The sequence below is a fragment of the Gelidimonas diazotrophica genome, from assembly GCF_055694025.1.
On the sequence record NZ_CM146349.1, the window covers coordinates 2,564,964 to 2,591,116 of the forward strand.

20 protein-coding genes and 3 pseudogenes are annotated in these 26,153 nt (G+C 55.4%); 3 read left to right on the plus strand and 20 right to left on the minus strand.

The features are described from left to right. Window positions 1-5: 5 nt before the first annotated feature. The 9 genes and pseudogenes from KGFNPO_RS11915 to badH form a co-directional block, all read right to left on the minus strand. Window positions 6-2,072: a 3-hydroxyacyl-CoA dehydrogenase NAD-binding domain-containing protein gene (locus KGFNPO_RS11915; RefSeq protein ID WP_472631490.1), complete on the minus strand. Its 2,067-nt coding sequence runs from the start codon at window positions 2,070-2,072 to the stop codon at window positions 6-8. Further along, window positions 2,069-2,200 (minus strand): hypothetical protein, encoded by a 132-nt coding sequence (locus KGFNPO_RS11920; RefSeq protein WP_472634549.1) that lies wholly within the window; start codon window positions 2,198-2,200, stop codon window positions 2,069-2,071. Before KGFNPO_RS11920 ends, KGFNPO_RS11915 begins: the two co-directional genes overlap by 4 nt. Before the next feature lie 159 nt (window positions 2,201-2,359). Then, a pseudogene (locus KGFNPO_RS11925) lies at window positions 2,360-2,540 on the minus strand (electron transfer flavoprotein subunit beta/FixA family protein); the annotation flags it as partial. A gap of 160 nt (window positions 2,541-2,700) precedes the next feature. Further along, a complete protein-coding gene (locus tag KGFNPO_RS11930; RefSeq protein ID WP_472631491.1) occupies window positions 2,701-3,861 on the minus strand; it encodes an acyl-CoA dehydrogenase family protein in 1,161 nt (386 codons plus the stop codon). 34 nt (window positions 3,862-3,895) lie between these two features. Further along, window positions 3,896-4,063: pseudogene (locus tag KGFNPO_RS11935) on the minus strand (enoyl-CoA hydratase-related protein); the annotation flags it as partial. Window positions 4,064-4,222: 159 nt separating this feature from the next. Further along, window positions 4,223-5,866, minus strand: coding sequence for a cyclohexanecarboxylate-CoA ligase (gene aliA / locus KGFNPO_RS11940; RefSeq protein ID WP_472631492.1), 1,644 nt, complete (start codon window positions 5,864-5,866; stop codon window positions 4,223-4,225). Between the two features lie 51 nt (window positions 5,867-5,917). Continuing rightward, on the minus strand, window positions 5,918-7,069 hold the full coding sequence (gene aliB / locus KGFNPO_RS11945) for a cyclohexanecarboxyl-CoA dehydrogenase (protein ID WP_472631493.1): 1,152 nt from the start codon (window positions 7,067-7,069) through the stop codon (window positions 5,918-5,920). A 56-nt stretch (window positions 7,070-7,125) separates the two neighbouring features. Next, window positions 7,126-7,908, minus strand: coding sequence for a 2-ketocyclohexanecarboxyl-CoA hydrolase (badI, locus tag KGFNPO_RS11950; RefSeq protein WP_472631494.1), 783 nt, complete (start codon window positions 7,906-7,908; stop codon window positions 7,126-7,128). Window positions 7,909-7,950: 42 nt separating this feature from the next. Then, window positions 7,951-8,718, minus strand: a complete 768-nt coding sequence (gene badH / locus KGFNPO_RS11955; RefSeq protein ID WP_472631495.1) for a 2-hydroxycyclohexanecarboxyl-CoA dehydrogenase — start codon at window positions 8,716-8,718, stop codon at window positions 7,951-7,953. 201 nt (window positions 8,719-8,919) lie between these two features. On the opposite strand from badH, the gene KGFNPO_RS11960 reads away from it, so the two are divergent. Continuing rightward, window positions 8,920-9,432 carry a MarR family winged helix-turn-helix transcriptional regulator gene (locus KGFNPO_RS11960; protein ID WP_472631496.1) on the plus strand — a complete coding sequence of 171 codons (513 nt, stop codon included), beginning with the start codon at window positions 8,920-8,922 and terminating at the stop codon, window positions 9,430-9,432. Between the two features lie 9 nt (window positions 9,433-9,441). Then, a pseudogene (locus KGFNPO_RS11965) lies at window positions 9,442-9,770 on the plus strand (acyl-CoA dehydrogenase family protein); the annotation flags it as partial. Between the two features lie 84 nt (window positions 9,771-9,854). Here KGFNPO_RS11965 and KGFNPO_RS11970 read toward each other — a convergent pair. The 5 genes from KGFNPO_RS11970 to KGFNPO_RS11990 all read right to left on the minus strand — a co-directional run bounded on the left by KGFNPO_RS11970 (window position 9,855) and on the right by KGFNPO_RS11990 (window position 15,442). Continuing rightward, window positions 9,855-11,048, minus strand: coding sequence for an NnrS family protein (locus tag KGFNPO_RS11970; protein WP_472631497.1), 1,194 nt, complete (start codon window positions 11,046-11,048; stop codon window positions 9,855-9,857). 351 nt (window positions 11,049-11,399) lie between these two features. After that, window positions 11,400-12,119: a response regulator gene (locus tag KGFNPO_RS11975; protein ID WP_472631498.1), complete on the minus strand. Its 720-nt coding sequence runs from the start codon at window positions 12,117-12,119 to the stop codon at window positions 11,400-11,402. 21 nt (window positions 12,120-12,140) lie between these two features. Beyond that, a complete protein-coding gene (locus KGFNPO_RS11980; protein ID WP_472631499.1) occupies window positions 12,141-14,084 on the minus strand; it encodes a type IV pili methyl-accepting chemotaxis transducer N-terminal domain-containing protein in 1,944 nt (647 codons plus the stop codon). Beyond that, window positions 14,081-14,605, minus strand: a complete 525-nt coding sequence (mobB, locus tag KGFNPO_RS11985; protein ID WP_472631500.1) for a molybdopterin-guanine dinucleotide biosynthesis protein B — start codon at window positions 14,603-14,605, stop codon at window positions 14,081-14,083. Before mobB ends, KGFNPO_RS11980 begins: the two co-directional genes overlap by 4 nt. 159 nt (window positions 14,606-14,764) lie before the next feature. Beyond that, the gene (locus tag KGFNPO_RS11990) at window positions 14,765-15,442 is read right to left on the minus strand and encodes a carbonic anhydrase (RefSeq protein ID WP_472631501.1); all 678 of its coding nucleotides are present in this window, start codon (window positions 15,440-15,442) and stop codon (window positions 14,765-14,767) included. Window positions 15,443-15,949: 507 nt separating this feature from the next. Here KGFNPO_RS11990 and rquA point away from each other — a divergent pair. Beyond that, window positions 15,950-16,705 (plus strand): rhodoquinone biosynthesis methyltransferase RquA, encoded by a 756-nt coding sequence (gene rquA, locus KGFNPO_RS11995; RefSeq protein WP_472631502.1) that lies wholly within the window; start codon window positions 15,950-15,952, stop codon window positions 16,703-16,705. A gap of 202 nt (window positions 16,706-16,907) precedes the next feature. Here the strand turns inward: rquA and KGFNPO_RS12000 are convergent, their stop codons facing one another. From KGFNPO_RS12000 to KGFNPO_RS12025, 6 genes are all read right to left on the minus strand, one after another. Continuing rightward, window positions 16,908-17,654 (minus strand): peptidylprolyl isomerase, encoded by a 747-nt coding sequence (locus tag KGFNPO_RS12000; RefSeq protein ID WP_472631503.1) that lies wholly within the window; start codon window positions 17,652-17,654, stop codon window positions 16,908-16,910. A 67-nt stretch (window positions 17,655-17,721) separates the two neighbouring features. Further along, the gene (gene narI / locus KGFNPO_RS12005; protein WP_472631504.1) at window positions 17,722-18,405 is read right to left on the minus strand and encodes a respiratory nitrate reductase subunit gamma; all 684 of its coding nucleotides are present in this window, start codon (window positions 18,403-18,405) and stop codon (window positions 17,722-17,724) included. A gap of 49 nt (window positions 18,406-18,454) precedes the next feature. Next, window positions 18,455-19,114 (minus strand): nitrate reductase molybdenum cofactor assembly chaperone, encoded by a 660-nt coding sequence (gene narJ / locus KGFNPO_RS12010; protein WP_472631505.1) that lies wholly within the window; start codon window positions 19,112-19,114, stop codon window positions 18,455-18,457. A 67-nt stretch (window positions 19,115-19,181) separates the two neighbouring features. Continuing rightward, a complete protein-coding gene (gene narH / locus KGFNPO_RS12015) occupies window positions 19,182-20,738 on the minus strand; it encodes a nitrate reductase subunit beta (RefSeq protein ID WP_472631506.1) in 1,557 nt (518 codons plus the stop codon). Window positions 20,739-20,833: 95 nt separating this feature from the next. Beyond that, a complete protein-coding gene (locus tag KGFNPO_RS12020; RefSeq protein WP_472631507.1) occupies window positions 20,834-24,529 on the minus strand; it encodes a nitrate reductase subunit alpha in 3,696 nt (1,231 codons plus the stop codon). Between the two features lie 195 nt (window positions 24,530-24,724). Beyond that, window positions 24,725-26,107 carry a NarK family nitrate/nitrite MFS transporter gene (locus KGFNPO_RS12025; RefSeq protein WP_472631508.1) on the minus strand — a complete coding sequence of 461 codons (1,383 nt, stop codon included), beginning with the start codon at window positions 26,105-26,107 and terminating at the stop codon, window positions 24,725-24,727. Between the last annotated feature and the right edge of the window lie 46 nt (window positions 26,108-26,153).

Below are 26,153 nucleotides of genomic sequence, written 5' to 3' on the forward strand. Positions count from 1 at the left end.
TGCGGTCAGTCCATCAGTACGGCCAGGTTTCCTTGCGCAAAGCTGCCGCCGCTGCATCTGGCCAGTTCATCCATACCGGTCTGCAGCGCGGCCGCACCCTGCTGGCGAGCCCAGAACACTGGTCCGCCTTCCCAGCGCGGGAAGCCGTAGCCTTGCACCATCACCACGTCAATATCGGTAGCGCGACTTGCCACGCCTTCGACCAACAACAACGCAGCCTCATTGACCATGGCCAACAGTGCGCGGCGCTGTATCTCCACATCACGCAGCAAACGACGTCCGATACCGCGCTGGGTGGAGGCCTGTTCGATGATGCCGCGCACCGTCTGGTCGGTGGTTGCGGATCGCTTGCCCTCCGGGTAGATGTAGTAGCCAGCGCCGGCCTTCTGACCAAATCGCCCCTGCTCGCACAGGTGATCAAGGATCGCGACATAGCGTTCATCGGGGTTGCGGGTGGCCGCTTGGGCGCGGCGCATGCGCCAGGCAATATCCAGGCCGGACAGGTCGGCCACGGAAAACGGCCCCATGGCGAAGCCAAAAGCCTGTAGCGCAGCGTCAATTTGTTCGGGCCAGGCACCATCTTCGAGCATGAACTCGCATTGCTTTCGATAGGCGTTGTAGATGCGGTTGCCAATGAAGCCGAAGGCGTTGCCCGTTACCACCGGCTGCTTGCCCAAGCGCTTGGCCAGATCCATGCCGGTAGCCAGCACATCCGGTGCGGTCTGCTCACCACGCACCACTTCCAGCAGTTTCATGATGTTGGCCGGGCTGAAGAAGTGCAGACCCAGCACATCCTGGGGGCGGGATGTCGCTTGGGCGATGGCGTCCACATCCAGGTAGGAGGTATTGGTGGCGAGCACGGCACCCGCACGCGCATGGGCGTCGATCTTGGCAAAGACCGCATGCTTGACCGCCATCTCTTCGAACACGGCTTCAATGATCAGATCGGCGCGGCGTAGCTGTTCCCAGTCGGTAGTCGGCGTAAGGCGGGATTCGTTGGCCGCCGCCTGGGCCGCCTTGAGCTTGCCGCTGTCCACGCGGTTTTTGTAGTGCTCGCGGATGCGCTCGCTGCCGCGCTGCAACGCGGCTTCATCCTGTTCCACCAGCAGCACGTCCATGCCAGCGTCGAGGACGCTGATGGCGATGCCAGAGCCCATGGTGCCGGCACCGATGATGGCGACCGTTTGCACAGGCCGGGGCGTTGCCTGAAGCGCCTTCGGCAGCTTCATCGCTTCGCGCTCGGCAAAAAATTGATGGCGCAGCGCGAAGGCTTCGCGCGAAATCCGAAACTGCTGAAATGCCGAACGTTCGTTTGCCAGCGCATCGTCAAAAGGCAATTGAACTGCGGCCCGAATCGCCTCAATCGCAGCCATGACCGCAGGGCGGCGCTTGCCGGTACGCAAGGCGGATTGCACGGCAGATTCAATGATTGCCAAATCGTCCGAAGGTACCGACGCATCGCGGATGCGGCACTTGCGTCCAGCCAGTGAGCGGGCATAGGCGATGGCAGCAGCCCGCAGGTCGGTACTCACCACGTCGTCCACGAGGCCCAACTCCAGCGCTTTGCCACTAGAAATACGCTCGCCGCTACAAATTATTTGTATCGCACGCGCCACGCCGACACGCCGCGGCACACGCTGGGTGCCGCCCGCGCCCGGAATGATGCCCAACCTCACTTCGGGCAGGCCGACTACGGTATTGACCGCCGCGACACGCCCGTCACAACCCAGCGCCAGCTCGAAACCACCGCCCAACGCAGCGCCGTGCAGCGCAGCCACAACCGGCTTGGAGCAAGTCTCGATGGCCGCGATGACGGTCGGTAGCTCCGGCACCGCCAGTGGTTTGCCAAATTCGCGCAAGTCCGAACCAGCAATGAAAGTGCTCCCCGCGCCGATCAGCACTCCTGCAAGCAGATCGGGCGTCGTCTGCAAAGTGGCAATGGCCTGCAGCAGGCCGCGTCGGACTTCAAGCGAACCGGCGTTGACCGGAGGGTTGTTGATGATAACAACGAGCACGTCACCATCACGCTCGGTATGGACTATCGGCTCCAACAGAACCTCACTCGCGCTCATAGTGCGCCAACCAGTTCCGGCACTGCGACGAACAAATCCGCCACCAGGATATGGAATTCGCTGCCGGTATGCAGTGCACTTCCTTTTAACGAAGCGTTGTCGTGTTCAGCAATGATGAGTACGGCCATGATGTGTTCCTAATATGTTCCCGATAAGCAGGATCAAGTGAGCGTTAAACGCATTCCAAATACTGTATTTGGTATATTTTGTATAACCAATAAATATATGCGCAAGATGCCATAAAAATTATGATACCCCCTATTTTTTTAAGAAACGTATCGGATTCCGGAAACGGCAATGGCTTCGCTCGCCACGCCCTTTTCCTTCAGGCGCGCGGCCTCTTCGATAGCAATCTCGTCAAACGAGTTCATGCGCATCTTGACGTTGGCGATCTCGACACCGCTGTTGTCCGACTTGATCCAAACCTTGAGTGTTGTAGTCGACCACGCATTTGACGGGGACTAATATGGCACGTCCCAGAATCAGCGCATGCACATCATGTGTGCCCTCATGGGTGTTGACCACTTCCAGGTTGACCAGATGGCGTATGACGCCAAACACTGGAAGGATGCACGGTTGGGACTTATGGTCATCACAGTCTTTCAATAATAAAAGGGGAAAAAACAGCTCAGTCGCGCCGCATCAACTCGCGGCCGATGATGAGTTGCTGTATCTGCGTAGTGCCCTCGTACAAGCGCAATAGCCGCACATCACGGTAGAAACGCTCTACCGCGTATTCGTTGATATAGCCTGCGCCGCCATGCACTTGAACGCCGCGATCAGCCACACGACCGACCATTTCGGTGCAGAACATCTTGGAGCACGAAGCGCGCATGCTGACATCCGGATCGCTTTGACCCTCTGGTTTGGCGTCATAGCGTTTGGCGCAGTCCTGCACCATGGACCACCCGGCGTACAGTTCGGCCTGGCTGTCAGCCAGCATGGCCTGGACTAGCTGGAAGTCGCCGATGCGCTGGCCGAATTGTTTGCGCTCCCGGGCGTAGGCCACCGACTCGTTCAGTACCCGTTGCGCTACGCCACAGGACAGCGCCGACACATGCAAGCGTCCACGGTCGAGTACTTTCATTGCAGTCTTGAAGCCTTTGCCGGGCACGCCGCCAATGATATTGGCGGCCGGGACCCGCACGTTCTCCAGAATAACGTCGCAAGTCTTGGTGCCGCGCTGGCCCATCTTCTTGTCAGCCTTGCCGAGGCTGAGACCGGGCAGATTGGACGGCACGATGAACGATGAAATGCCACTGGCACCAGCACCACCGGTGCGCGCCATCAGCGTAAATGCGCCGGCACGCGGCGCGTTCGTAATAAACCGTTTGACGCCATTGAGCACATAGAAGTCGCCATCCAGATCGGCTTTGGTATTCAGCGCGGCCGCATCGGACCCTGCATCAGGCTCCGTGAGCGCAAACGACATAATCAATTCACCACTGGCCACACGCGGCAAAAATTCATGCTTTTGCGCTTCGGTACCATCCATCAAAATACCCTGCGAGCCGATGCCCACATTGGTGCCGAACACCGAACGAAATGCCAGCGCGGTCTGCCCCAGCTCGAAGGCCACCTGGCACTCCTGACTCATCGACAGGCCAATGCCGCCGTATTCTTCGGGGATGGACAGGCCGAACAAGCCCATCGTTTTCATGTCCTCGACGATATCTGCAGGCACCTCGTCGAGTTCCTCCACGATGTTTTCAGCAGGCACCAAACGCTCGTGGATGAAGCGCTGGACGGTGGCGAGCAAGAGCTCAAAGGATTCGTTATCTAGTGACATGATGGATGATCCATTCGTAAGTGGTGGTGGGGCGTCAGCGGTGTTGGAACACCGGCTTGCGTTTATTGAGAAAAGCGGCCATGCCTTCGTGTGCGTCAGCGCTGGCAAAGCGCGCATGCAGCTGACGCCGTTCGAATCCGATGCCTTCGGACAGCGACGACTCGTAAGCACGGTTGACCGACTCCTTGATCGCCAGCAGCGCACACCCCAAAGCATCCATCAATGCATGGTTGATGGCATTCATCTGCTGCGGCCGATTCAGCGTAATCATGCCGCCCCGACCGATGGTTTCTACCAGAACTAGGGAATCTTCCATGATTGTTGTCTTCGGGTGTGGTTTGGTGAGATGTGACATGGAACTTCAGATTGCACCGTCGATAAGCATTTGGCGCAGCTTGAATTTCTGGATCTTTCCGGTCGGTGTGCTGGGCATCGCTGCACGCACGATCAGGCGCTCGGGGATGTATTGAATGGCGACCTTCTGTGATTTCAAGAATTCCACAATCGAAGGCAGGTCGACGCATTGACCCGATTTTGGAACAACGATTGCACAGGCCCGCTCACCCAACCGCTGGTCGGGGTAAGCGACGATGACTACCATTTCAATGGCAGGATGCCGGTACAACATCGTTTCGATCTCAACTACCGGAATGTTCTCGCCGCCACGAATGATCACGTCCTTGCTGCGCCCGGTAATGCGGATATAACCCTGCGCATCGATGCACGCCTGGTCTCCTGTGTCGAACCAGCCGTCGGCATCGGTAGCGTTGAACTGTGGGCGATGCAGGTAGCCACCAAAGTTCGAGCAAGAGCGCAGCAGCAACTGGCCTGAGATGCCAGGCGGAAGTGCAGCACCATCAAAATCCACCACCTTCACCTCCACACCGGGAAGTGGGCAACCGTCGCTATTGACTGAGCGCTCATCGTCGTCATCCAGCTTCGTCAGCGTGACTGCCCCATTTTCGGTCATGCCCCAGGCCGAGATGATTTTGGTTCCCATTGCCTGGCGCGCCTGTTCGACCAATGGCCCCGGAATCGGGGCTCCAGCACAGAGGAAGGTGCGCAGCGTGGGGACTGCGCTACCGGATTCCGCCACCGTCTTGGCCAGGTCAGTCAGGAACGGGGTTGAGGCCATAGTGAAAGTGACGCCATGTTCACGTATCAGCTGCACAGCTTTCCTGGGTTCCCATATGTCCTGCAATACCGCACTGGCCTTGAGCATGATGGGCATCAGCAGCCCGTACATGAAGCCCGTCTGGTGCGACATCGGTGATGCCATCAATATCACGTCATCGGAACCCAAGTACAGTCGTGCTGCATAAGGGATGATGTTGGACATGGTTGTGTTGGCGGTGTGCATCACGCCTTTTGGCTCACCCGTGGTGCCCGAGGTGTAGATCAGTTGCGTGATGTCGTCCGGGCTCGGACGGTGACGACTCAGGATGTCCTGCGCATCAGACTCCTGCTCCCATTTCGGGCCGCTGAGCAGAGACTCAAAGCTGTTGGCGCCACTACCGCCCACGATCACGACATGCTGGAGATCAGGCAAGCTCGGCTGTAAAGCCGTCACCATCTCTTCGTAGTCGAATCCGCGAAATATCTTGGGCGCAATCATGACCTTTGCAGCCCCATGCTTGAGCATGAACGACAGCTCGTGTTCGCGGAAAATGTGCATCAACGGATTCATCACCGCGCCAATGCGCGAGCAGGCCAGATATGTCAGCGTGAACTGCCACCAGTTGGGCAACTGGCACGACACCACGTCGTTACGGCCTACGCCCAGGCGCGACAGACCAACGGCTATGCGGTCGGCCATGGCAGCCAATTCGCGGTAAGTGAAGCTCGTGGTTGCGCCACCGTCAACCTGTACGGCCGTAAGTGCGACTTTGTCAGGAGCGACCTCTACACAGGCATCCAGATAGTCGTTGATCGTCCTGTCGTGCCAGAGCCCTTGCGCAATGCTCGCCGCACGGCGCGGCGGAATCAAAACAGCATCGAATTTCATGGTTTGTCTCCTTTAATTGTTGTGTGTTTTATTGCCGTGCCGGAGGCAGGGTTACACCGGAACTGCCGCACGTCCGGCACGAGTGCGGGCAACAATGGTTTTCATGATTTGAGCGGTACCGTCACCGATCTGAAAGCCCAGCACATCCCGTAGCCGTTGCTCCATCAGTCCGTGGTCATAGCCGCCGTGACCGAACATCAGCAGGCACTGGTGTATGACGTCGTAAGCCAGCTTGGGCCCCCACCACTTGCACATCGCGGCTTCGGCGGTGTGCGGCGCACCCTTGTCCTTGAGCCAGAGTGTTTGCAGGCATAGCAGCCGTGCAGCAGTCACCTGCGTGTCGAAATCTGCAAGCGGGTGCGACACACCTTGGAATGCAGACAGGGGCTGGCCAAATGCCTGCCGTTGGGCGACATACTCCCAGGTCTCTTCCAGTGCAACACGAGCCACCGCCAGCACCTGAAGTCCAATCAGGGCACGGGAAAAATCAAATCCTTGCATGACTTGCACGAAGCCCTTGCCCTCCTGTCCCAGCAGGTGATCGGCGGGCACCTTCACGTTCTCAAAAAACAGCGAGCCACGGCCAATGGCGCGCTGACCATGACAATCGAAGCGGTTGCGAGTGATTCCTGGCAAATCCATCGGCACCAGCACCGCAGACACGCCATGCGCACCAGATTCGACCGAGCCGGTGCGGGCGAACACCACGGCGGCATCGGCCTGATCGGCTGCCGAAATTGAGGTTTTTTCACCGTTGAGCACGTAGTGGTCGCCGACGCGCTCCATCTTCAGGCGCAGATTGGCCGCATCGGAACCACCGCGCGGCTCGGTCAGCGCAATCGCAAGCAGCGCCTCACCCTGAGTGAGCTTGTCCAACCAGGGCTTAACAACTTCCAGTTTCCCGTGTTGCGCAAGAATCTGTCCGTTGAGCGAGGCCAGCAAATTAATATAGGAAATACTGAGGTCGGCGCGCGCGATTTCTTCGTGAATCACGCCCGCTGCCAGGCAACCCAACCCTTGTCCACCATACTGCTCCGGCAATTCAGGCGCGATGAAACCCATCTCGCCCATCTCACGCATCAGTGCGCGATCCAGAACGCGAGTTTTGTCGCGTTCAAGAAAGCCCGGTGCCACGCGCCCGGTAGCAAAGCGACGGGCGTGTTCAGCCAGTGTCGCGAGGTCATCGTCAATGTAGGGATTCATCATGTTTCCTGTTTGGATTCAAAAGGCAAGAGCTGGGATACTTTGGCCGACTGGCCTTATTTAGCGTACTTACGGAAGTCAGGCTTGCGCTTTTCTTTCAGCGCATTAACGCCTTCGCGCGACTCTTCTGTGTCGTAGTACAGCTTGAGCGCGTACATGCCCAAACCGGCGATGCCGCTTTGGTGGGCAGTGTCGGCATTGAAGCTGCGCTTGGCAATCGCAATGGCCGTGGGACTGCGTTCACCAATTTCTTCGCCCCACTTCTGCACTTCAGCGTCCAGCTGGTCATGCGGCACGCAGACGTTGGCCAAGCCCATTGCCACCGCTTCGGCACCGGAGTAGCGACGGTTCAAGTACCAGATTTCGCGCGCCTTCTTTTCGCCGACCACGCGCGCCAGGAAAGCGGTGCCGTAGCCGGGGTCGACCGAGCCCATCTTGGGGCCAACCTGGCCGAACTGCGCCTTGTCAGAGCAGATGGTCAGGTCGCAAATCGTGCACAGCACGTTGCCGCCACCGATGGCGAAACCTTGCACGCGGGCAATTACCGGCTTGGGCACGTCGCGGATGGCGGTATGCAACTCTTCCATCGGCAGCCCGATGGTGCCGCGGCCGTCGTAGTTGCCATTGTGGGCAGACTGGTCACCGCCAGTACAGAAAGCGCGATCACCCGCGCCAGCCAGCACGATCGCGCCAACGTTGCGGTCGTAGCCAGCCTTGTTCAGAGCCTTGATGATTTCGTCGCAGGTCTGGCCGCGAAACGAGTTCATCTTTTCAGGACGGTTGATCGTGATCCAGGCAACTGTGTTGCGCACTTCGTAGAGGATGTCTTCGAATTCCATGGTGTTCTCTCTTGAATAGGGTTGTGAAAGTGACCGAACGACTTAGCCGTGCATGGTCAAACCGCCGGACACGCTAATAACCTGGCCGGTGATGAAGCTGGCATCGTCGCTGGCGAAGAAGACAATCGCGCTTGCCAAATCATCTGGTTGGCCGAGGCGGCCGAGCGGAATGGCGCTCTTGAAGGCTTCGATCAGCTTGGCCGGATCACGGGCACCTTCGGCCACACTAGCCAGCAGGGCGGTGTCGGTCGGACCCGGGCACACCACGTTGACGGTGATGCCTTGGCGAGCATGTTCACGTGCCAGTGTCTTGGACAGAGCAACCAGACCACCCTTGCAGGCGGCATAGACTGCTTCACCCGAAGAGCCGCCACGTGCCGCATCCGATGCGATGTTGATGATGTGACCGTACTTGCGTTCGACCATGCCTGGCAGCACCGCGTGGTGCATGTGCAGCGCGCCGGTCAGGTTGATGGCGATCAGTTTGTCCCACTCGGCAGGCACGGTCTTGACGAAGGGCTTGAAAACATCCCAGCCGGCGTTGTTGACCAAAATATCAATCGGGCCGAGTTGAGCCTCGGTCGCGGCGACAGCGGCATCGACCTCAGCCCGGTTGGTGATGTCGCATTTGAACGCCGCCGCCATGCCGCCGGCCGTGACGATGTCGGCCACCACGCTCTGCGCAGCTTCCTGGTTCATGTCAAACACCGCGACACGCGCACCCTCTTGCGCAAAACGCCGGCAGGTAGCGCCACCGATACCACCGCCGCCGCCAGTCACGATTACTGTCTTTCCGTCAAATCGTTGCATAGTTTTCTCCACCAGAGTTATCAAGGTTGGTATCCTTACGCGCCGCGGTCGAAACTTACCGCATATACGTCAATACATTTACATATATTATTTTACGATTAGTGTTTATGCAAGCACTAAATTGAAGAATTATATGCAAATATATTTACGTATTATTCATATAATAATTATTTTCGTAATAGATAAATTACTGGAGAATCCATGAAACACCCAGACAACTCGATCACTACAACGCGCATGGAGTTGGCTAACAGGCTGTTCTTCCGTTTGTATCAATGCGCAAACATGTTGCATAAAACAGGTACCCGGGCAGTTGAGGACCTAGGTCTTACCACGCAACAGTGGGCTGTTCTTGGCGCTCTATCGCGCCCAGAAGCGGAAGGTGGAATGAGCGTGGGGGATCTGGCGCGCTACCTGTTGGTAAGTCGGCAAAATCTGTCCGGATTGATCAGCCGGATGGAGCGCGACGGCCATCTCAGCAGCGACCCGGACGGACGCGACCGGCGCTCACGGCTAATCACCATGACCGAATCAGGCCACGAGGTCTGGAACAACAAAGCGATACCGAGAATCAATGGCTACTATGAGCAGGCGCTCACGGATTTCTCAGTCAGTGATATGACCCACACCCTGCATTACCTGCTCAAGTTGCTGGATAACATGAAGCGACTGGACGGCGACGTTCCAACAGGCGACGGAAATGATGCAGTATGAAATATAAATGGCGTTCCCATTGGGAATTCCAGGCGTTGCAGCATCGGATGGCCGAGATGGCGCTGCACATTGAACAAGCGCGTTCGATGCGTTATCTGACTGCGGTCAGTTGTCTGGAACAGGGTCCTGCGTTGCGCAGGCGGACCATGTCAGCGGCAAAAGTCGTGGTTGGCCAGGCTTGTCGTTTTGTGGGACAGCAAGCGGTGCAACTTCATGGCGGAATGGGGGTCACGGATGAACTCGATGTCAGCCATTACTTTAAACGCCTGATGGCGATAGAACTGCAATTTGGCAGCACCGATCATCATTTGGAATTATTTGCCCGCCAACTGAGCTGACGATCAGATATTGATCGCAGCTATTTTAAATATGATTCACCCCTGCTACCTTGCACCGAGAGGGGAGAATCCAAGCTTATTCGACTAACCTTCCTTGCCATCAAGGCGCGCTCTGTAGAGATACGGGCCATAGATAATCAGGAAGAATACAAATGCCGCCGACCAGCTCGCTGCGGCCACAACCAGCGCACCATCTCGCAATCCGGTGGTATTGATGGCGGCGCAAAACCGCGCGACGACACCAATTTGTATCAATACATACATCAATACTTCATTACGGCCCGCTTTCAGCGGTCTTCCGGTATGACCAAGAGTGGTGCGGGTCATCATGCCCATGATCAGTCCTGCCATCGAGCCAATCGCCAATACATGGAAGGCGGAATTTGCCGGAACCACTTGCAGGGCCGCCAAAGCGATAAGGATAAAGCCGCAGGGAATCCACCCATACGACAGATGCAAAATCCATAGCAATGGGTGTTGCAAAGTCTTATACGGCTTCCATCCACCCAGCCGCAACAGTTGCGAACAGGCTGCTGCAAACGCCAATGCGGCGATCAACCGCGGGGGAAAGGTGAAAATCCATGCCAGGCTTGCCAATGCAGTCAATGCAATGGTCAGGCGGTCACGTTTAGAATTAACAAGGGGCTTGGCTGTGGGAACAGTGCTGGATGTAAAGCCAGGAATTACGCGCCCGCCGATCACGGATTCGATCATCACAACAATCAGAATAGCGGCCTGTATTATCAGTACGGTTGAGGTGGTAATCCAGCCCAGAGCCGCAAGATGAAAGAGTATGTTGACGGTTGTGAGCAGGCTGAGCAAGCCGATTAAAAACATATTGCGCTTGTTGCCAGAGCGTTGCAGTACGCGGTATATGGGCCAGGCTGCAAGCGGCAGAAATAATATATCCACCAGCGCCGCGACCAAGGCCGGAGCGCTCAACATGGCAATGCGCCCTGCCAGCCAGACGCCGGCAAGCAGCGCCAAATGGCCTCTGCGCGGAGTCCACAAACCGGTCCAGTTGCGCCCGGCGGTAAACAGAAAGCCGATAATTACCGCTATCGCAAAGCCGAACACCATTTCGTGCATGTGCCAGTTGACGGTTATATTTGCCAAGCCGGACATCTGGCCGAAATATTTTGCCAGCCACAGCGGAATGCTGACAGCGGCAAAGGCTGCAGCCAACATATAAAAAGGCCGAAACCCCAGCGCCCACAATGGATGGTGTGTCGGCGACGATTTCCCTGGTCGCAACACCTTGGGTTCATCAATAGTCATAAGCGCCATATTGCCCCGCATTTAAAGATATAAATTATATGAATCTTATATTGTGGCTTTGAATAAAGCAACTAATGTTACGCATATGTGCTGTCACGAGAAAAATGAACCAATATTGAAGCAGCTTTTGGTGGTTGGACTAACGCTTTGTCAGATCAACATTATGCGCATAATGCTGGGCTTCGCAAGCTCAGCGCCAAGCTACTAACTGCGGCATGTATTTATGAATACGCATTATATATATGCGGGAAATGGCATGTTTTTGCCTATACTCCAACATATTTCTTGAGCGCACAGGTTGGAATAACGCTTTGCCAGCCCAACATTGCGCCGAGATTTTTCAAGAAATTGCTACCCCTGCTTTTCAGCGCCGCCGGTAGCGACGCCGTGTTCAACAGCAAATACCGCGGCCTGCACACGACTGGATAAATTCAGCTTCTTTAAAATATTTTGCACATGTATTTTCACCGTGCTTTCGGCAACATTCAGAGAGCGCGCGATGTTCTTATTGCTCTCGCCGCGCGCCAGGCAGGCAAGAGTTTCTTTTTCACGCGGCGTCAATATATCGAGTTCGGAGGGCAGAACTTTGGGTTGCACAGCATTGCCACCTTGCCATTGCGCCACCAGTTTGGCCGTCATCGCTTCGGCGATTACCGGCTCGCCTGCTGCAGCGCGCCGGATTGCGCGCACCAGAAAATCGGTATCGATATTTTTGATCAGATAACCGCGTGCGCCCGCCTGCAAGGCCGCAGCCAAATCTTCGGCGTCTTCCGATACGGTCAGCATGATTACCGCCGTATCGGGACGATCCTGCAATAGTAGTTGCAGCGTTTCCAGGCCGGAAATACCGGGCATATTCAGGTCGAGCAAGATTACGTCAGGCTGCAACTGTCTGGCGCGCTTGACACCTTCCACGCCATCGGCCGCTTCGCCGACGACGGTAAAATCCGCATGGCGCTGCAACAGCGAGCGGATGCCGCTGCGAAACAAATTGTGATCATCAACCAACAGTACGCTGATAGGATTGGTAGGCGTGATAGGCGTAATAGGAGCGGCGGTCGGGTTATCCATGGGAATCTTTGTAGGGAGTAATCATGCTGCCAGACGCTGTTCGTGCGGCAAATGCAGTACGACGGTGGTGCCGGAACCGGGCACGGAGGCAATATCAAACGCAGCGCGGAGGCGTTGTGCACGTTCGCGCATGATGTTGATGCCGACATGGCTTTCACCCTTTTGTCGCAAGGTTTCCGCATCGAAACCAATACCGTTATCGCGAATGGTCAAGGCAAAATCCTTCTGGTCCGACAAACTGACTTCGACATGGCTGGCTACCGCATGCTTGCGAATATTCGAAAGCGCCTCTTGCACGATGAACAGAATCTGCAGCTGCTGTTCGCGCGGAAATGGCGCACCATCGACATCGGCGACAAATTCGGCGGTAATACCGGTCTGACGGCGGAATTTATCCACTGTTGTCTGCAGAGACCGCACCAGATCGCCTTCGGCTAAACGGCTGCGGAAATTGAGCAATAATTCGCGCACATCTTCATAACTCTCTTTCACCCCGGCCTGCAATGCAGGCACGATTTCGGTGACTTCCTCGATATTGCCCTGTTGCAGCGAATCCTCCAGCAGTTGCACCTGAATATTCAGGAACGTCAGTCCTTGAGCGATGCTGTCATGCAATCCTTGCGCCACCATATTGCGCTCTTCGGAGATTGCCATTTCGCGCTCGCGCATGGCGAGCCGCAGGTTTTCAATCGCCACTCCGAGCAGTTGACCCAGCGTAGCGAGCAAGTCAGTTTCATGTTGGTTGAAGGTTTTCACTTGCCGGAAATGCATATTAAAAAATCCGAGATGCTGATCGCGAGCGTAAATATGAAACACCGATACTGTGGCAAAACCTTCCCGATGGCATAGCAATTGCTGCGCCGCATCCATCTGTTGCAGATTATGTACAACCGATACGCCTTTTAATGCAGCCTCGCCACACAAACAGTCACCGACTTTGAGGCAGTGCTCCGTTTCCACCATTTTTTCGGAAATCCCCTTATGCACCACCATGTGCAAGTTGCCCCGAATCGGGTCCAGTATCCGCACCGAACCGCCGTCAGCCTGGAAATAGCGGCTGATTCGGTCCAGAAAGCCTTCGCAAATGGCTTCCACCGGCTGCGGCACCTGCAGGAAAGCGGCAATATCGTAAAGCAGCGCCAACTTTTGATTCTGTTCGGCCAGCGCTGCCGTTTTTTCCTGAACACGGCTTTCCAGACTGCTGTACAGATTTTCTAGGCGGTCCGCCATATGATTGAATCCCTCGCTCAAGCGGCCGAATTCATCGTGGCTCTCTACCGGCAAACGCACGCTGAAATCCTTGTCCGTCATGCGCCGCATGCCGTCATACAGGCGCGTAACCGGCTGGATGATTAACAGGAACATCAGGTAAATTACGATCACAGTGCCAGTCAGCGCCAATGCCACCAGTCCCAGTTGCGACGAGCGCAGCCAGAAGGTGCGTTTTTCACTGTCTTTTTCGATCATTTTTACCAGCGCATCGACACTCGCCACGTAATCATCGACTTGCGGGTAATAACGCTGCCAACTCGCTTCTCGTTCAGGATTCTGCTGGGACAGCATGATGTTCACCAGAGGCAGCAACTTTTGATGCCACTGCGCCGAAACAATATTGAACTCGGCATGAATCTCGGCGGCGGGCGGCAAAAACAGCGGGCGCTGCGGATCGCCTTTTTGCAACAGGGAAAACTTGGCTTCGATCGTCTGCAGTTGTTTATCCACCAACTGCCGGGTACCCACGGGCTCCGGCTCATTCACCCAGCGCGATAACACCATGGACAAACGATAGCTCTGCATGCGCAGACTGCCGGCTTCATTGATTGCAGCAGAACTGCCTTCGAGCTGCCACGACAAAAATAGCGTAGCGCCGATTGCCATCAGGGCCAGAACCAGAAATCCCAGCAATACGCTAACGATTTTGGTGGAAAGTTGCTGCCAGGCAGGCAGGATGGTGTCGAGTGTCATGGGGTGCAGATTACGCCATTTTTGGCATAAGTCATCACCCATGCCAAGATCTGCTCGCGCCGCGCCAGGTCAAGCCAGGCAAGCTGGCGCGACAGCAACGGTGGCGCAGCATCGGACGCCACCGCCACGATGTCGATATCGTCCAGATACAGCGCCGGCTTGCCCAGGGCCGGGCGATGAATTTCCAGCTTCGGAATCGGCTCGCGCTTGAATCCCTCCACCAGCGTCAGATCGGCAGCAGACAAGCGCGCCAACTGCTCGGCCAGAGTCGGCTCGGGAGCGCCGCGCAATTCATGGATCAGCGCGAAGCGGTAAGGCGAAGCCAGCAAGACTTCGGCTGCGCCGGCAGCGCGCAAGCGTGCGCTATCCTTGTGCGCCGGTTCCAGCTCCAGATCGTGATGGCTGTGCTTGATCACGTTCACCCGCAAGCCTTGTGCGGCCAATTGCGGCAACAGGTATTCCAGCAGCGTCGTCTTGCCGCTGCCGGACCAACCCACAATGCCTAATACCCGAGATGTCATGGTGTGTCTTGTCGTGTCTTGTCGTTAAAGTGAGTTCAGGCGCAGGATGCTCCGGCAGCCGTCTTGTTGTAATCCGTCTTGTTGTAATCCGTCTTGTTGTAATCCGTCTTGTTGTAATACCGCAGTCAACAAACTGTCCATGCAGTTTTGCAAGGCTTTTCAAAAATTGGTTTTTCGGTGCGTGCCTTTTGACGGCGGGTCCAGCGGGCAGACCAGCGGCAAGAACTCCTGCTGGCGTGGAGAATATGCCAGCAACGCGCCGGTTTCGATATCGAAATACCAGCCGTGCAGCATCAATTTTCCTTCTTCTGCGCGGCGCTTCAACCATGGATATGTCAGCAGATTATCGAGCGAATGCAAAATGCTCGCCATCTCGCACGCCTTGTGCTGGGCCTCTGAAGACTTGTGTGCAAGATCGCGCAATACCCGGTCCCGCACCGGTTCGGCAATGCGCATCCAGCGCGCGACGAAATTGGTCTCTGGCGCAATTTCGGACGGCGACAGCAAAGCCCGGATGCCGCCGCAGCGCGCATGGCCCAGCACGATGATGCGCTTGACCTCCAGATTGCATACGGCAAACTCGATGGCGGAACTGACTCCGGGCGGTGCATCCTCGGCGCAAGGCGGTACCAGATTGGCAATATTACGCACGATAAACAGATCGCCAGGGTCGCTGCCAGTCAGCAGCATCGGGTCCACCCGTGAATCGCAACAGCCAATCAGCAAGGTGCTTGGGTTCTGCGATTCGCGCAAACTATCGAACAGCGTTTGCTGATCGCTGAAGTATTGCTGTTGGAAACGGTGGTAACCGCGCACAAACTTTTCGATATCATTCATATTTTTGCCACATCCTGTTTGTGCGATACGCTAAGGCGACTACCAGCTGCATGCCCGGACATGCAGTCAACGCAGTCACGCAGGTCTCAATCGCGGATCAATGACACAATTTTATTGCATCAGACCGGCCGTGCCTGTCGGCATGAAGGTTTAGCCAAGCTAGTTATTTAGGTGTAAAGCGTACTAGAACAGCGCAGCGCAGGCTCGCCATAATTTTTTGGTGGCTGCAGAAAAATAGAATAATTGGAGTATAGCTAAAAAACACTGGTTCCCGCACGATATAATTGTGGGACTAAAAAATACAATGTGCAGTATTTAAAAAGAAAAGCCACACTCAAGCTTTGCGCAGTCGTGTGCAGATTGCATAGGAAATGCGTGCGCAAAAACAGGTGCAAAGTGCACAGAAAAACATTCTATTGCCAAAAAACAAGAAAAACTTGCATGGACTGCCACAATGGCAGACATAACCGCCTGCTGCCAAAACGGCACAAGGACACAAGGAAAATAATGCCTGATCTTGCTTCGAAACCTGTTTCACCTTCTTCTATCGAAGCTGCCCATAAAAAGCTTGATTTCAATACCGCATCCAAGAAATTACCGATCCCGGCATATTTGCAAAAAATCTATTGGTGGGCGTATGTCCATCCGCGTGCGGTCAGAATTTTCGAACGCGAATGGCTGGTCAACCTGATCCTGTTCGGCAATTATGCAAAGCTGCGCAATGCAGCCCTGGATGAAATCGGCCGGCCGACCAGCGGCCGCACGCTGCAAGTGGCCTGTGTCTATGGCGATCTGACCCCGCGCCTGTGTAAGCGCCATGCCGGCAATGCGACACTGGACGTGATCGACGTGCTGCCGATCCAACTCCAGAATCTGCAGCGCAAGCTGGCACCTGATTCCAACGTTTCGCTATTCCAGCGCGACTCGGCGGCGCTCGGCTTTGCCGATGGCAGCTATGATCGGGTGCTGATTTTTTTCCTGCTGCACGAACAACCGGAAGAGGTACGCCGCGGCACCTTGGCTGAAGCATTCAGGGTCGTGAAGCCCGGTGGAAAAATCGTCATAGTCGACTACCATCGCCCAGGCAAATGGAATCTTCTGCGCCGTCCACTACAGGCGCTATTAAGACGTCTGGAGCCTTTTGCGGACGATCTTTGGCAGCACGATCTTGCGTTCTATTTCCCGCAAAACATCAAGCCATCCAGCCTGCGCAAGCAAACCTTTTTCGGCGGACTGTACCAAAAAATCGTCTTGACGCGTTAAAGAACATGCAAAAACGTGCGGGAACGTGCACGAAATCAGCGCATCGCAGCATTGTCCAGACATGATGATTATTTAAAAAATCGGGAGTATAAGCAATAATGCCATCATTGCCGCATATTATTATTGCGGCATATAAATATACAATAGTGTGTATATAAAAACCTGCAGACGACTGCGTAACAATCGTGTGCAGGTTATTGGATTATTGCACCAGCGGCGTGTCCGCACCTTCGAGCGTGACGCCTTGCACGTCAGCCTTGCCAACCAAAATTTTCAGATACTGATGCACTGCGCTTTGCCACGCCTGTCGCGTCAACTGATCGGCGATTTGCGACTTGACCGCCTCAAACGGCAATAATTCGCCCTCCACGCGGCGCATCACTTGCACGATATGCAAGCCAAAACGGGTTTCCAGCAAGCGCTCGCCCATCTCGCCGGATGCCAGGCGAAACACGAAATCTTCAAATTCAGGCACCGTCTGACCGCGTGAGAGCTGACCCAGATTGCCGCCCATTGCGCCGGAAGAACAGTTCGAATATTCCTTCGCCAATGCATCGAAACGTTCAGGATGGACGTGCAACTCGGCCAGAATGGCTTCTCCGGTGTCGCGCAGCAACTCCAGCGTGACAGACGGCGTGACCTGAAACAGTATATGGCGCGCTTCGACCATTTCGCCGTTGCTAAACAATGCCGGCTGGTTGCGGTAAAAAGTGGCGCAGGTCGCTTCATCGGCTTCCGGCACCCGCACTTCTTGCGCGAACAGGGCTTCGACGCGGGCGTCATCATCCTCTGCGGCAATCTCCAGGCGGTCGGCTTCTTGCAGCAGCAAGGTGCGCAAGATCAATTCGTTTACCGCTTGCTTGACTGGATGCTGTGCCTGTTGGTGATGCGGCAGCTCTTGCTCGATGGCATGGTCGGTGATTTCAACGCCGTTGACTGAAATACTCATGGTATTTGCCTTTCAGTAGGGATTGGCGTGCGCCGTGCAATATTGCCGCAGCGCACACACACATAATTTAACGAGGGCGCACCAGTTGGAAAGCGCGGCCGAGATAAGTAACCGCACCGAAACCGCTCCAGACATGCACCAGACGCGTGAATGGGAAAATCAAGAACAGCGACATGCCCATGAACAGATGCAGCTTGAATACCAGCGGAGCATCGACAATGAAGGAAGCGGCGTCGCCCCGGAAGGTCACGATATGCTGGGCCCAAGTCACCAGCAGCACCATCATGTGGCCATCCATGTGGCCGGCGGAAGCGAAGATCGATGACAATCCCAGCAACAGGGTGACCAGTATCCACAGTATGACGACCTTGTCCTTGATGGTGGTGACGGCCATGATGCGGTCATTGGTGAAGCGCCGCACCAGCAGGATCAGGATGCCGATCAGGCCCAGACTGCCCATGATGCCGCCGGCTACCATGGCAACCAATTGTTTGGTGCCATGCGCGATGCCGAGTGCCTCCCAGACCCAAAGCGGGGTTAGCAAACCTGCCGCATGACCGAAGAACAGGCCGATGATGCCGATATGAAACAGGATATTTCCGGTACGCAAGTTGCCGGTGTGCAGCATCTGGCTGGAGTCGGATTTCCAGCTGTATTGCTCGCGATCAAAACGAATCAGGCTGCCAAGCAGGAAGATGGCCAGCGCGATGTAGGGGTAAATCCCGTAAATGAATTGGTGGAAATATTCCATGATGTACTCCTTTTTTGATGCACAAACGCATCACTATTTTGTCATTGGATCAGCGGGCAGCTTTGAGGTTGCCGGTGGTCCCTTTTGGATAGAAGTTGATCGGTTGCGCACCGCCGACATGGGTTTGCAGCAAGGGTTCCACGCCATCGGCGCCGGGGCCGAAGGTTTCCAGCGCTTCATCCATATTGCGCACCGGTGGCTCGGTCAATTCTTCGGCGGCAATCGGGCTCAATTGCTGCAAAACATCGAAGACGCCGGAATACGGGCTGCCGTTGGCTGCCAGCTTGCGGCCGATGTGCGCCAGCACATGAATCGCGTCCGACAATAAGCGCGCCGCTTCCTGCTCGTCGACTTGCGACAAAAATTCCAGGAACAGCGGAACGAAATCAGGCAAATCCTCACCGGTCATGTCCAGACCGTGTTTTTTGTACTCTTCCATCAAATCCACCATCGCTTGCCCGCGATCCCGGGATTCGCCATGGATATGCTCGAACAAGTGCAGCGAATGCGATGGGTTGCGGTCGAACGTGGTGACATAACGTTCCTGCAGCGTGATCAAATCGTGCGTCGCCAGCATATCCAGCAACGGGCGCAACGGCGCGTGCATCAGCGGTGTTTTTGCCAGTTCCGCTTCGAGTGTGGGTAAATTCTCCAGCAACGCAGGCTCGGGATAGAGCAGCAGCGCGGATAAAATCTGGAAGTGTTGCATAGCGTTTCCTTCATGGATAATCAGAGCGGGGCCAGTGCCGGGCGCAAGCGCCCGACACTAGGCAGTCCTAAAAAACGTTTTCTTCGCGCTTTTTACGGGATTTCGGCATCGCCATGAAAATCGCCGATCCCTGCTTTTTCTTGCCGAACAAGGATGGCTCGCTGACACCGTCGGAACAACCGTTGCCGAAGGTGAAGCCGCACGAACCTTTTTCGTTGAAGCTGTCTTCTGCCATTTCCTTGTGGCTGCTCGGGATCACGAACCGGTCTTCATAGTTGGCAATCGCCATAATGTGGTACATGTCTTCGACTTCTGCCTTGCTCAATCCGACTTGCTGCAACACTGTCAGGTTTTCAACCTTGTCCACCGTCTTGCTGCGCATGTAAGCCCGCATCGCCAGCATCCGGTCCAGCGCGCTGATGACAGGTGCTTCCTTGCCGGCAGTCAGCAGATTGGCAAGATATTTGACGGGAATACGCAAGCTCTTGGTATCTGGAAGAATGCCGTTCAAACCCATTTTTCCGGATTCGGCTGCAGCCTGGATCGGCGACAGTGGCGGGATATACCAGACCATTGGCAGCGTGCGATATTCCGGATGCAGCGGGAATGCGACTTTCCACTCTTTCGCCATTTTGTAGACCGGCGATCTTTTAGCCGATTCCAGCCATGAATCGGGGATGCCCTGTTTGCGCGCTTCCTCGATCACTTCAGGCGAATGCGGGTCCAGGAACAAATCCAGTTGCGCTTCGTACAGATCCTGCACATCCGCCACCGATGCCGCCGCTTCGATCTTGTCGGCGTCGTACAGCAGGACGCCTAAGTAACGGATACGGCCGACGCAGGTTTCAGAACAGACGGTAGGCTGGCCGGCTTCGATACGCGGATAGCAGAACGTGCATTTCTCGGCCTTGCCGGAAGACCAGTTGTAATAAATTTTCTTGTATGGGCAGCCGGAAATACACATGCGCCAGCCGCGGCATTTATCCTGATCGATCAGCACGATGCCATCGTCTTCGCGCTTGTAGACCGAGCCGGATGGGCAGGATGCGACACAGGTCGGATTCAGGCAGTGTTCGCACAGCCGCGGCAAATACATCATGAAGGTGTTCTCGAACGTGCCGTACATCTCTTTTTGCATGTTGTCGAACAGCTTGTCCTTGCTGCGCTTGGCGAATTCGCCGCCCAGATCGTCTTCCCAGTTCGGACCCCAGACGATCTTGTCCATGACCTTGCCGGTGATGACCGAGATCGGACGTGCGGTCGGTGGCGTTTCCGACAAAGGCGCGTTCTGCAAGCGCTCATAGTCGTAGGTGAACGGCTCGTAATATTCGTCGATCTGCGGCAAATTCGGGTTGGCGAAAATATTGGCCAGGATTTTCAGACGGCTGCCTTGACGCGGCTCGATCTTGCCGGCGGCGTTACGACGCCAGCCGCCATTCCATTTATCCTGGTTTTCCCATTCTTTCGGATAACCGATACCCGGCTTGGTTTCAACGTTGTTGAACCACGCGTATTCCACGCCATCGCGGCTGGTCCACACGTTTTTGCAGGTGACGGAACAGGTATGGCAGCCGATACACTTGTCCAGGTTCAGCACCATGCCGATTTGTGCTCTTATTTTCATGCTTTACTCCAGATATTCCGCTTCCGTAGGATGGGTAAAACCCATCGGCACTCAGCGGACGATAATCTCGATGGGTTTCACCCATCCTACGGTGACTACGCGATTTCTTTCAGCGGGCCTTCCAGCCACTCCACATTCTTCATCTTGCGAACCAGCACAAATTCATCGCGGTTGGAACCGACCGTGCCGTAATAGTTGAAGCCATACGACAACTGCGCATAACCGCCAATCATGTGGGTCGGCTTGGTGACGATACGCGTGACTGAGTTATGGATACCGCCGCGCTTGCCCGACATCTCCGCACCTGGCACGTTGATGATTTTTTCCTGTGCGTGATACATCAGGGTCATGCCTTCCGGCACCCGCTGACTGACCACTGCGCGTGCTGTCAGCGTACCGTTGACGTTGAAAACTTCAATCCAGTCGTTATCGACAATGCCGGCTGTCTTGGCATCGGTTTCCGACAACCATACGTGCGGACCGCCACGGGACAGCGTCAACATCCGCAAGTTGTCCGAATAGGTCGAGTGAATGCCCCACTTCTGATGCGGCGTGATGAAGTTCAGCGCGATTTCCTTGTTGCCGTTGGGCTGCGCACCCAGCATTGCCGCCGTGGTTTTGGTATTGATCGCCGGTTTGTAGACACACAAACCCTCGCCGAAATCACGCATCCACAGGTGATCCTGATAGAACTGCTGACGGCCGGTCAGAGTGCGCCATGGGATCAGCTCATGCACATTGGTATAGCCGGCGCTGTAGCTGACTTCATCGCTTTCCAGGCCTGACCAGGTCGGCGATGAAATGATCTTGCGCGGTTGTGCCTGCACATCGCGGAAACGAATCGAATCATGTTCGCGTGGCAGCGCCAGATGGGTATGATCGCGCCCGGTCATCTTGGATAACGCATCCCATGCCTTGACCGCCACATGGCCGTTGGTTTCCGGCGCCAATGACAGAATCATTTCTGCTGCATCGATCGCCGTATCCAGACGCGGCTGGCCTTTCGATACGCCCTCTTCCAGCACCGTGCGGTTGATACCGCGCAACACCTCGACTTCATGTCCGGTTTTCCAGCCGATACCCTTGCCACCGTTGCCGATACTTTCCAGCAATGGGCCAATCGATGTGAATTTCTTGTACACATCACGGTAATTGCGCTCGACTACGGTCATGCTCGGCATGGTTTTGCCTGGAATCGGTTCGCATTCGCCGGCGCGCCAGTCTTTCGGGTCGAACGGTTGTCCCAGTTCGCCGGGAGTGTCATGCATCAGCGGCGACAGGATCAAATCCCTTTGCGTACCCAGATATTCGCCACCAATTTCGGAGAATTTCTCAGCCAGGCCTTTGTAGATTTCCCAGTCCGATTTCGACTGCCACAGCGGCTGTACAGCTTCCGACAATGGATGAATGAACGGATGCATGTCGGACGTATTCAAATCGTCCTTTTCATACCAGGTTGCTGTCGGCAACACGATGTCGCCATACAGGCAAGTGGTCGACATGCGGAAATCCAGTACCACCATCAGATCGAGTTTGCCTTCTGCGGCCGGACGCATTTTTACATCCTTCGGTTTGACGCAGCCGTCTTCATCGCTCATCAAGGCATTTTGCGTACCCAGCAAATATTTCAGGAAATATTCGTGACCTTTGCCGGAACTGCCCAGGATATTCGAGCGCCAGACAAACATATTGCGCGGGAAGTTGGCAGGATTGTCCGGATCGTCGCACGAGAAATTCAACTTGCCAGCCTTGATTTGTTCTACCGCGTAATCCGCCACATCCATGCCGGCAGCTTCCGCTGCGCGGGTAACTTCCAGTGGATTGGTTTCCAGTTGCGGCGCGGATGGCAGCCAGCCCATGCGTTCGGACTTGGCGTTGTAATCGATCAATGCCATCTCGGCCATCTTGCCGTCCGCCGATGGCGACAGGATTTCCGCTGCATGCAGTTTTTCGTGGCGCCACTGGCTGGTGTGGGCATAGAAGAACGAAGTGCCGGCCATTTGGCGCATCGGACGATTCCAGTCGAGTGCGAACGCCAGTGGCGTCCAGCCGGTTTGCGGCCGCAGTTTTTCCTGGCCCACATAATGCGCCCAGCCGCCGCCGGATTGGCCGACGCAACCGCACATCATCAACATATTGATGATGCCGCGATAGGTCATGTCCATGTGATACCAGTGGTTCAGTCCGGCACCGACAATCACCATGCTCTTGCCGTGCGTCTTGTCGGCATTTTCAGCGAACTCGCGCGCAACCGTAATCACATCGGCCGGCTTGACGCCGGTGTGCTTCTCTTGCCAGGCCGGCGTGTACGGTACATCGTCGGCATAATCCACCGCAACATTGCCGCCACCCAGACCACGGTCGATGCCGTAGTTGGCGAGAGTCAAATCGTACACGGTGGTAACCAGCGCGGTGCTGCCGTCTGCCATGTGCACTTTCTTGACCGGCACATTGCGCAGCAACATATCGCTGGCGTCCTTGCCGCCGAAATAGGCAAATCCGACTGGCAGTACTTCGTCGCTGCAGTCGATCAAAGACAAGCGTGGATCGATCACACGGCCGCTAGTGCCGGTTTTCATTTCCAGATTCCACTTGCCGGATTCGCCCCAGCGGAAACCGATCGAGCCGGCCGGCGCGCAGATATCGCCGCTGGCGTCATCAATGACCAACGTTTTCCATTCCGGATTATTGGTTTCGTCTAAATTGTTGTCCAGGTGCGAGGCGCGGAGGAAGTACTCCGGCACCAGTGCGCCGTTTTTCTCTTTCAGCAGCACCAGCATCGGGAAATCGGTGTATTGCTTGGCGTAGTCGCGGAAATAGGCGGATTTTCCGGTAACGTGATATTCCTTGAGGATCACATGGCCCATCGCCATCGCCATCGCGGCATCGGTGCCTTGCTTCGGTGCCAGCCAGATATCGCTGAACTTGGCCATCTCGCCAAAGTCGGAAGATACGGCGACTGTTTTGGTGCCCTTGTAACGCACTTCGGTATAGAAATGGGCATCGGGTGTGCGCGTCATCGGCACGTTGGAGCCCCACACCATCAGATAGGTCGAGTTGTACCAGTCTGCCGACTCCGGCACGTCGGTTTGCTCGCCCCATACTTGCGGGCTGGCTGGCGGCAAATCGCAATACCAGTCGTAAAAACTCAGCGCCACGCCACCGATCAAGCTTAAATAACGGGTGCCGGAAGCATAGCTAATCATCGACATGGCTGGAATCGGCGAAAAACCGACGATACGATCCGGGCCGAATTTCTTGATCGTGAAAGCATTGGCGGCGGCGATGATCTCATTGGTCTCATCCCACTTGGCCCGCACAAAACCGCCGAGCCCGCGTATCGATTTGTACTGTTTCGAGCGCTCCGGGTCTTGGCTGATGTATTCCCAGGCCGCAACAGGCGCCATGGTTTTGCGTGCTTCACGCCACATTTCCATCAGGCGGCCGCGCACCATTGGGTACTTCACGCGCTGGGCCGAATAGACATACCAGGAATAGCTGGCGCCACGCGGACAACCGCGCGGCTCATGATTCGGCAAATCAGGACGGGTACGCGGATAATCGGTTTGCTGGGTTTCCCATGTAATCAGGCCGTTTTTGACATAGACCTTCCAGCTGCACGAACCAGTGCAATTCACACCGTGGGTTGAGCGAACGATCTTGTCGTGCTGCCAGCGCTGCCGATAGGAATTTTCCCAAGTACGGTCTTCGTTGACGACTGCGCCGTGCCCATTGGAAAAAGTTTCCTTGGTCTTGCTGAAGAATTTCAAACGATCCAGAAAGTGACTCATGGTCTCTCCAAACATGCGCCTGACAGGCAGGCGCTAATCATTAAAACTGCTAATCGGGAATGTGTAACTATTATTCTAAACAGGGAGCCCGCCTCTTACCATTCGCAAGAAGTCGGACTCCCACAGGTAGTCCGAACTACTCCCTAGTTCTTAATGACTAGTTTTGCCGGACTACCTTTCAGTGCGCTACTGCTATTAGCAGGGCATTTCTGCATTCTTACGGGAATAAAACCACCAGGTGACAACCACGCAGGTAACGTAAAAACCGATGAAACACCATAACGCCGCATCTGGCCCGCCCGTCAGTGCAATCGAGGTGCCGTAACTTTTCGGTATGAAAAATGCACCGTAGGCAGCAATCGCAGAAGTGAAGCCCAGTACTGCAGCACCTTCTTTGTTGGCGTCCACAATTGCCTGAGCTTGCGCTACCGCGTCCTTGCCTGCTTCACGCTGGCGCTCGGTCAGAAAAATCACTGGAATCATGCGAAAAGTCGATGCGTTGCCAACGCCAGTACCGGCGAACAGCAGCATGAACATCCAGAAGAAACCCCAGAAATTGCCCGTGTTGCCGGCTTCTGGCAGGAAGTTGATAACCCCGATTACGGCTGCGATCATGACAATGAAAGTCCAGAACGTGACCCTTGCGCCACCCAACTTATCTGAAACCCAACCGCCTGCAACACGGGTCAATGCGCCAACCAATGGGCCAAGAAAGGCATATTGCAACGGATTTACATCGGGAAACTGGGTCTTGATCAACAAAGGAAAACCTGCCGAATATCCGATGAAAGATCCAAAAGTGCCGACATACAGCCAGCACATCAACCAGTTATGCTTGCGCTTGAAAATCACCGCCTGATCGGCAAAAGATGCTTTGGCAGAAGCAATATCATTCATGCCGAACCAGGCGGCCAAGGTGGTGATGACAATGAACGGCACCCAGATGAAACCAGCATTTTGCAGCCAGAACTGCTTGGTCTGACCGGCCTTGGCCCAGACTTGCGGCTCGCCGCCCAGCGCACCGAAGACGCCGGCAGTGATTACCAACGGAACCACGAATTGCACTACCGATACGCCGAGATTGCCCAGACCGGCATTCATGCCTAGCGCGTAACCTTTTTGTGACTTAGGAAAAAAGAAACTGATGTTTGCCATCGAAGATGCAAAATTACCGCCGCCGAAACCACACAACAGAGCCAGTATCAACATGGTGGGGTAACCGGTATTGATGTCTTGCACCGCAAAGCCGATGCCAATCGCAGGGATCAGCAACGACGCAGTGGAAATGGTGGTCCACTTACGGCCACCAAAAATAGGCACCATGAACGAGTAAAAAATCCGCAACGTTGCACCCGACAAACCCGGCAAAGCGGTCAGCCAGAACAGCTGATTGGTGCTGTACTTGAAGCCGATATTCGGCAGATTCACAACCACTACGCTCCATACCATCCAGACCGCGAAAGCCAATAGCAATGCCGGAACGGAAATCCATAAATTACGATTTGCGATCGAACTTCCCTGGCTTTTCCAGAAGCTTTTTTCTTCCGGCTCCCATCGATCAATGACATGAGTACTCATCTTTTTCTCCTGATTCACTATTAAGGAACGCGCGCCAAGGCAGCAC

What these genes read in the sequence shown, in the direction of transcription:
- narH (WP_472631506.1), bottom strand. Translation starts at nt 20,738, where the DNA reads ATGAAAATAAGAGCACAAATCGGCATGGTGCTGAACCTGGACAAGTGT.
- KGFNPO_RS11975 (WP_472631498.1), bottom strand. Translation starts at nt 12,119, where the DNA reads ATGGATAACCCGACCGCCGCTCCTATTACGCCTATCACGCCTACCAAT.
- aliB (WP_472631493.1), bottom strand. Translation starts at nt 7,069, where the DNA reads ATGAATCCCTACATTGACGATGACCTCGCGACACTGGCTGAACACGCC.
- KGFNPO_RS12000 (WP_472631503.1), bottom strand. Translation starts at nt 17,654, where the DNA reads ATGAGTATTTCAGTCAACGGCGTTGAAATCACCGACCATGCCATCGAG.
- KGFNPO_RS11915 (WP_472631490.1), bottom strand. Translation starts at nt 2,072, where the DNA reads ATGAGCGCGAGTGAGGTTCTGTTGGAGCCGATAGTCCATACCGAGCGT.
- KGFNPO_RS11990 (WP_472631501.1), bottom strand. Translation starts at nt 15,442, where the DNA reads ATGAATGATATCGAAAAGTTTGTGCGCGGTTACCACCGTTTCCAACAG.
- KGFNPO_RS11930 (WP_472631491.1), bottom strand. Translation starts at nt 3,861, where the DNA reads ATGTCACTAGATAACGAATCCTTTGAGCTCTTGCTCGCCACCGTCCAG.
- KGFNPO_RS12025 (WP_472631508.1), bottom strand. Translation starts at nt 26,107, where the DNA reads ATGAGTACTCATGTCATTGATCGATGGGAGCCGGAAGAAAAAAGCTTC.
- KGFNPO_RS11980 (WP_472631499.1), bottom strand. Translation starts at nt 14,084, where the DNA reads ATGACACTCGACACCATCCTGCCTGCCTGGCAGCAACTTTCCACCAAA.
- mobB (WP_472631500.1), bottom strand. Translation starts at nt 14,605, where the DNA reads ATGACATCTCGGGTATTAGGCATTGTGGGTTGGTCCGGCAGCGGCAAG.
- narI (WP_472631504.1), bottom strand. Translation starts at nt 18,405, where the DNA reads ATGGAATATTTCCACCAATTCATTTACGGGATTTACCCCTACATCGCG.
- KGFNPO_RS11920 (WP_472634549.1), bottom strand. Translation starts at nt 2,200, where the DNA reads ATGGCCGTACTCATCATTGCTGAACACGACAACGCTTCGTTAAAAGGA.
- badI (WP_472631494.1), bottom strand. Translation starts at nt 7,908, where the DNA reads ATGGAATTCGAAGACATCCTCTACGAAGTGCGCAACACAGTTGCCTGG.
- rquA (WP_472631502.1), top strand. Translation starts at nt 15,950, where the DNA reads ATGCCTGATCTTGCTTCGAAACCTGTTTCACCTTCTTCTATCGAAGCT.
- KGFNPO_RS12020 (WP_472631507.1), bottom strand. Translation starts at nt 24,529, where the DNA reads ATGAGTCACTTTCTGGATCGTTTGAAATTCTTCAGCAAGACCAAGGAA.
- KGFNPO_RS11960 (WP_472631496.1), top strand. Translation starts at nt 8,920, where the DNA reads ATGAAACACCCAGACAACTCGATCACTACAACGCGCATGGAGTTGGCT.
- KGFNPO_RS11970 (WP_472631497.1), bottom strand. Translation starts at nt 11,048, where the DNA reads ATGACTATTGATGAACCCAAGGTGTTGCGACCAGGGAAATCGTCGCCG.
- badH (WP_472631495.1), bottom strand. Translation starts at nt 8,718, where the DNA reads ATGCAACGATTTGACGGAAAGACAGTAATCGTGACTGGCGGCGGCGGT.
- aliA (WP_472631492.1), bottom strand. Translation starts at nt 5,866, where the DNA reads ATGAAATTCGATGCTGTTTTGATTCCGCCGCGCCGTGCGGCGAGCATT.
- narJ (WP_472631505.1), bottom strand. Translation starts at nt 19,114, where the DNA reads ATGCAACACTTCCAGATTTTATCCGCGCTGCTGCTCTATCCCGAGCCT.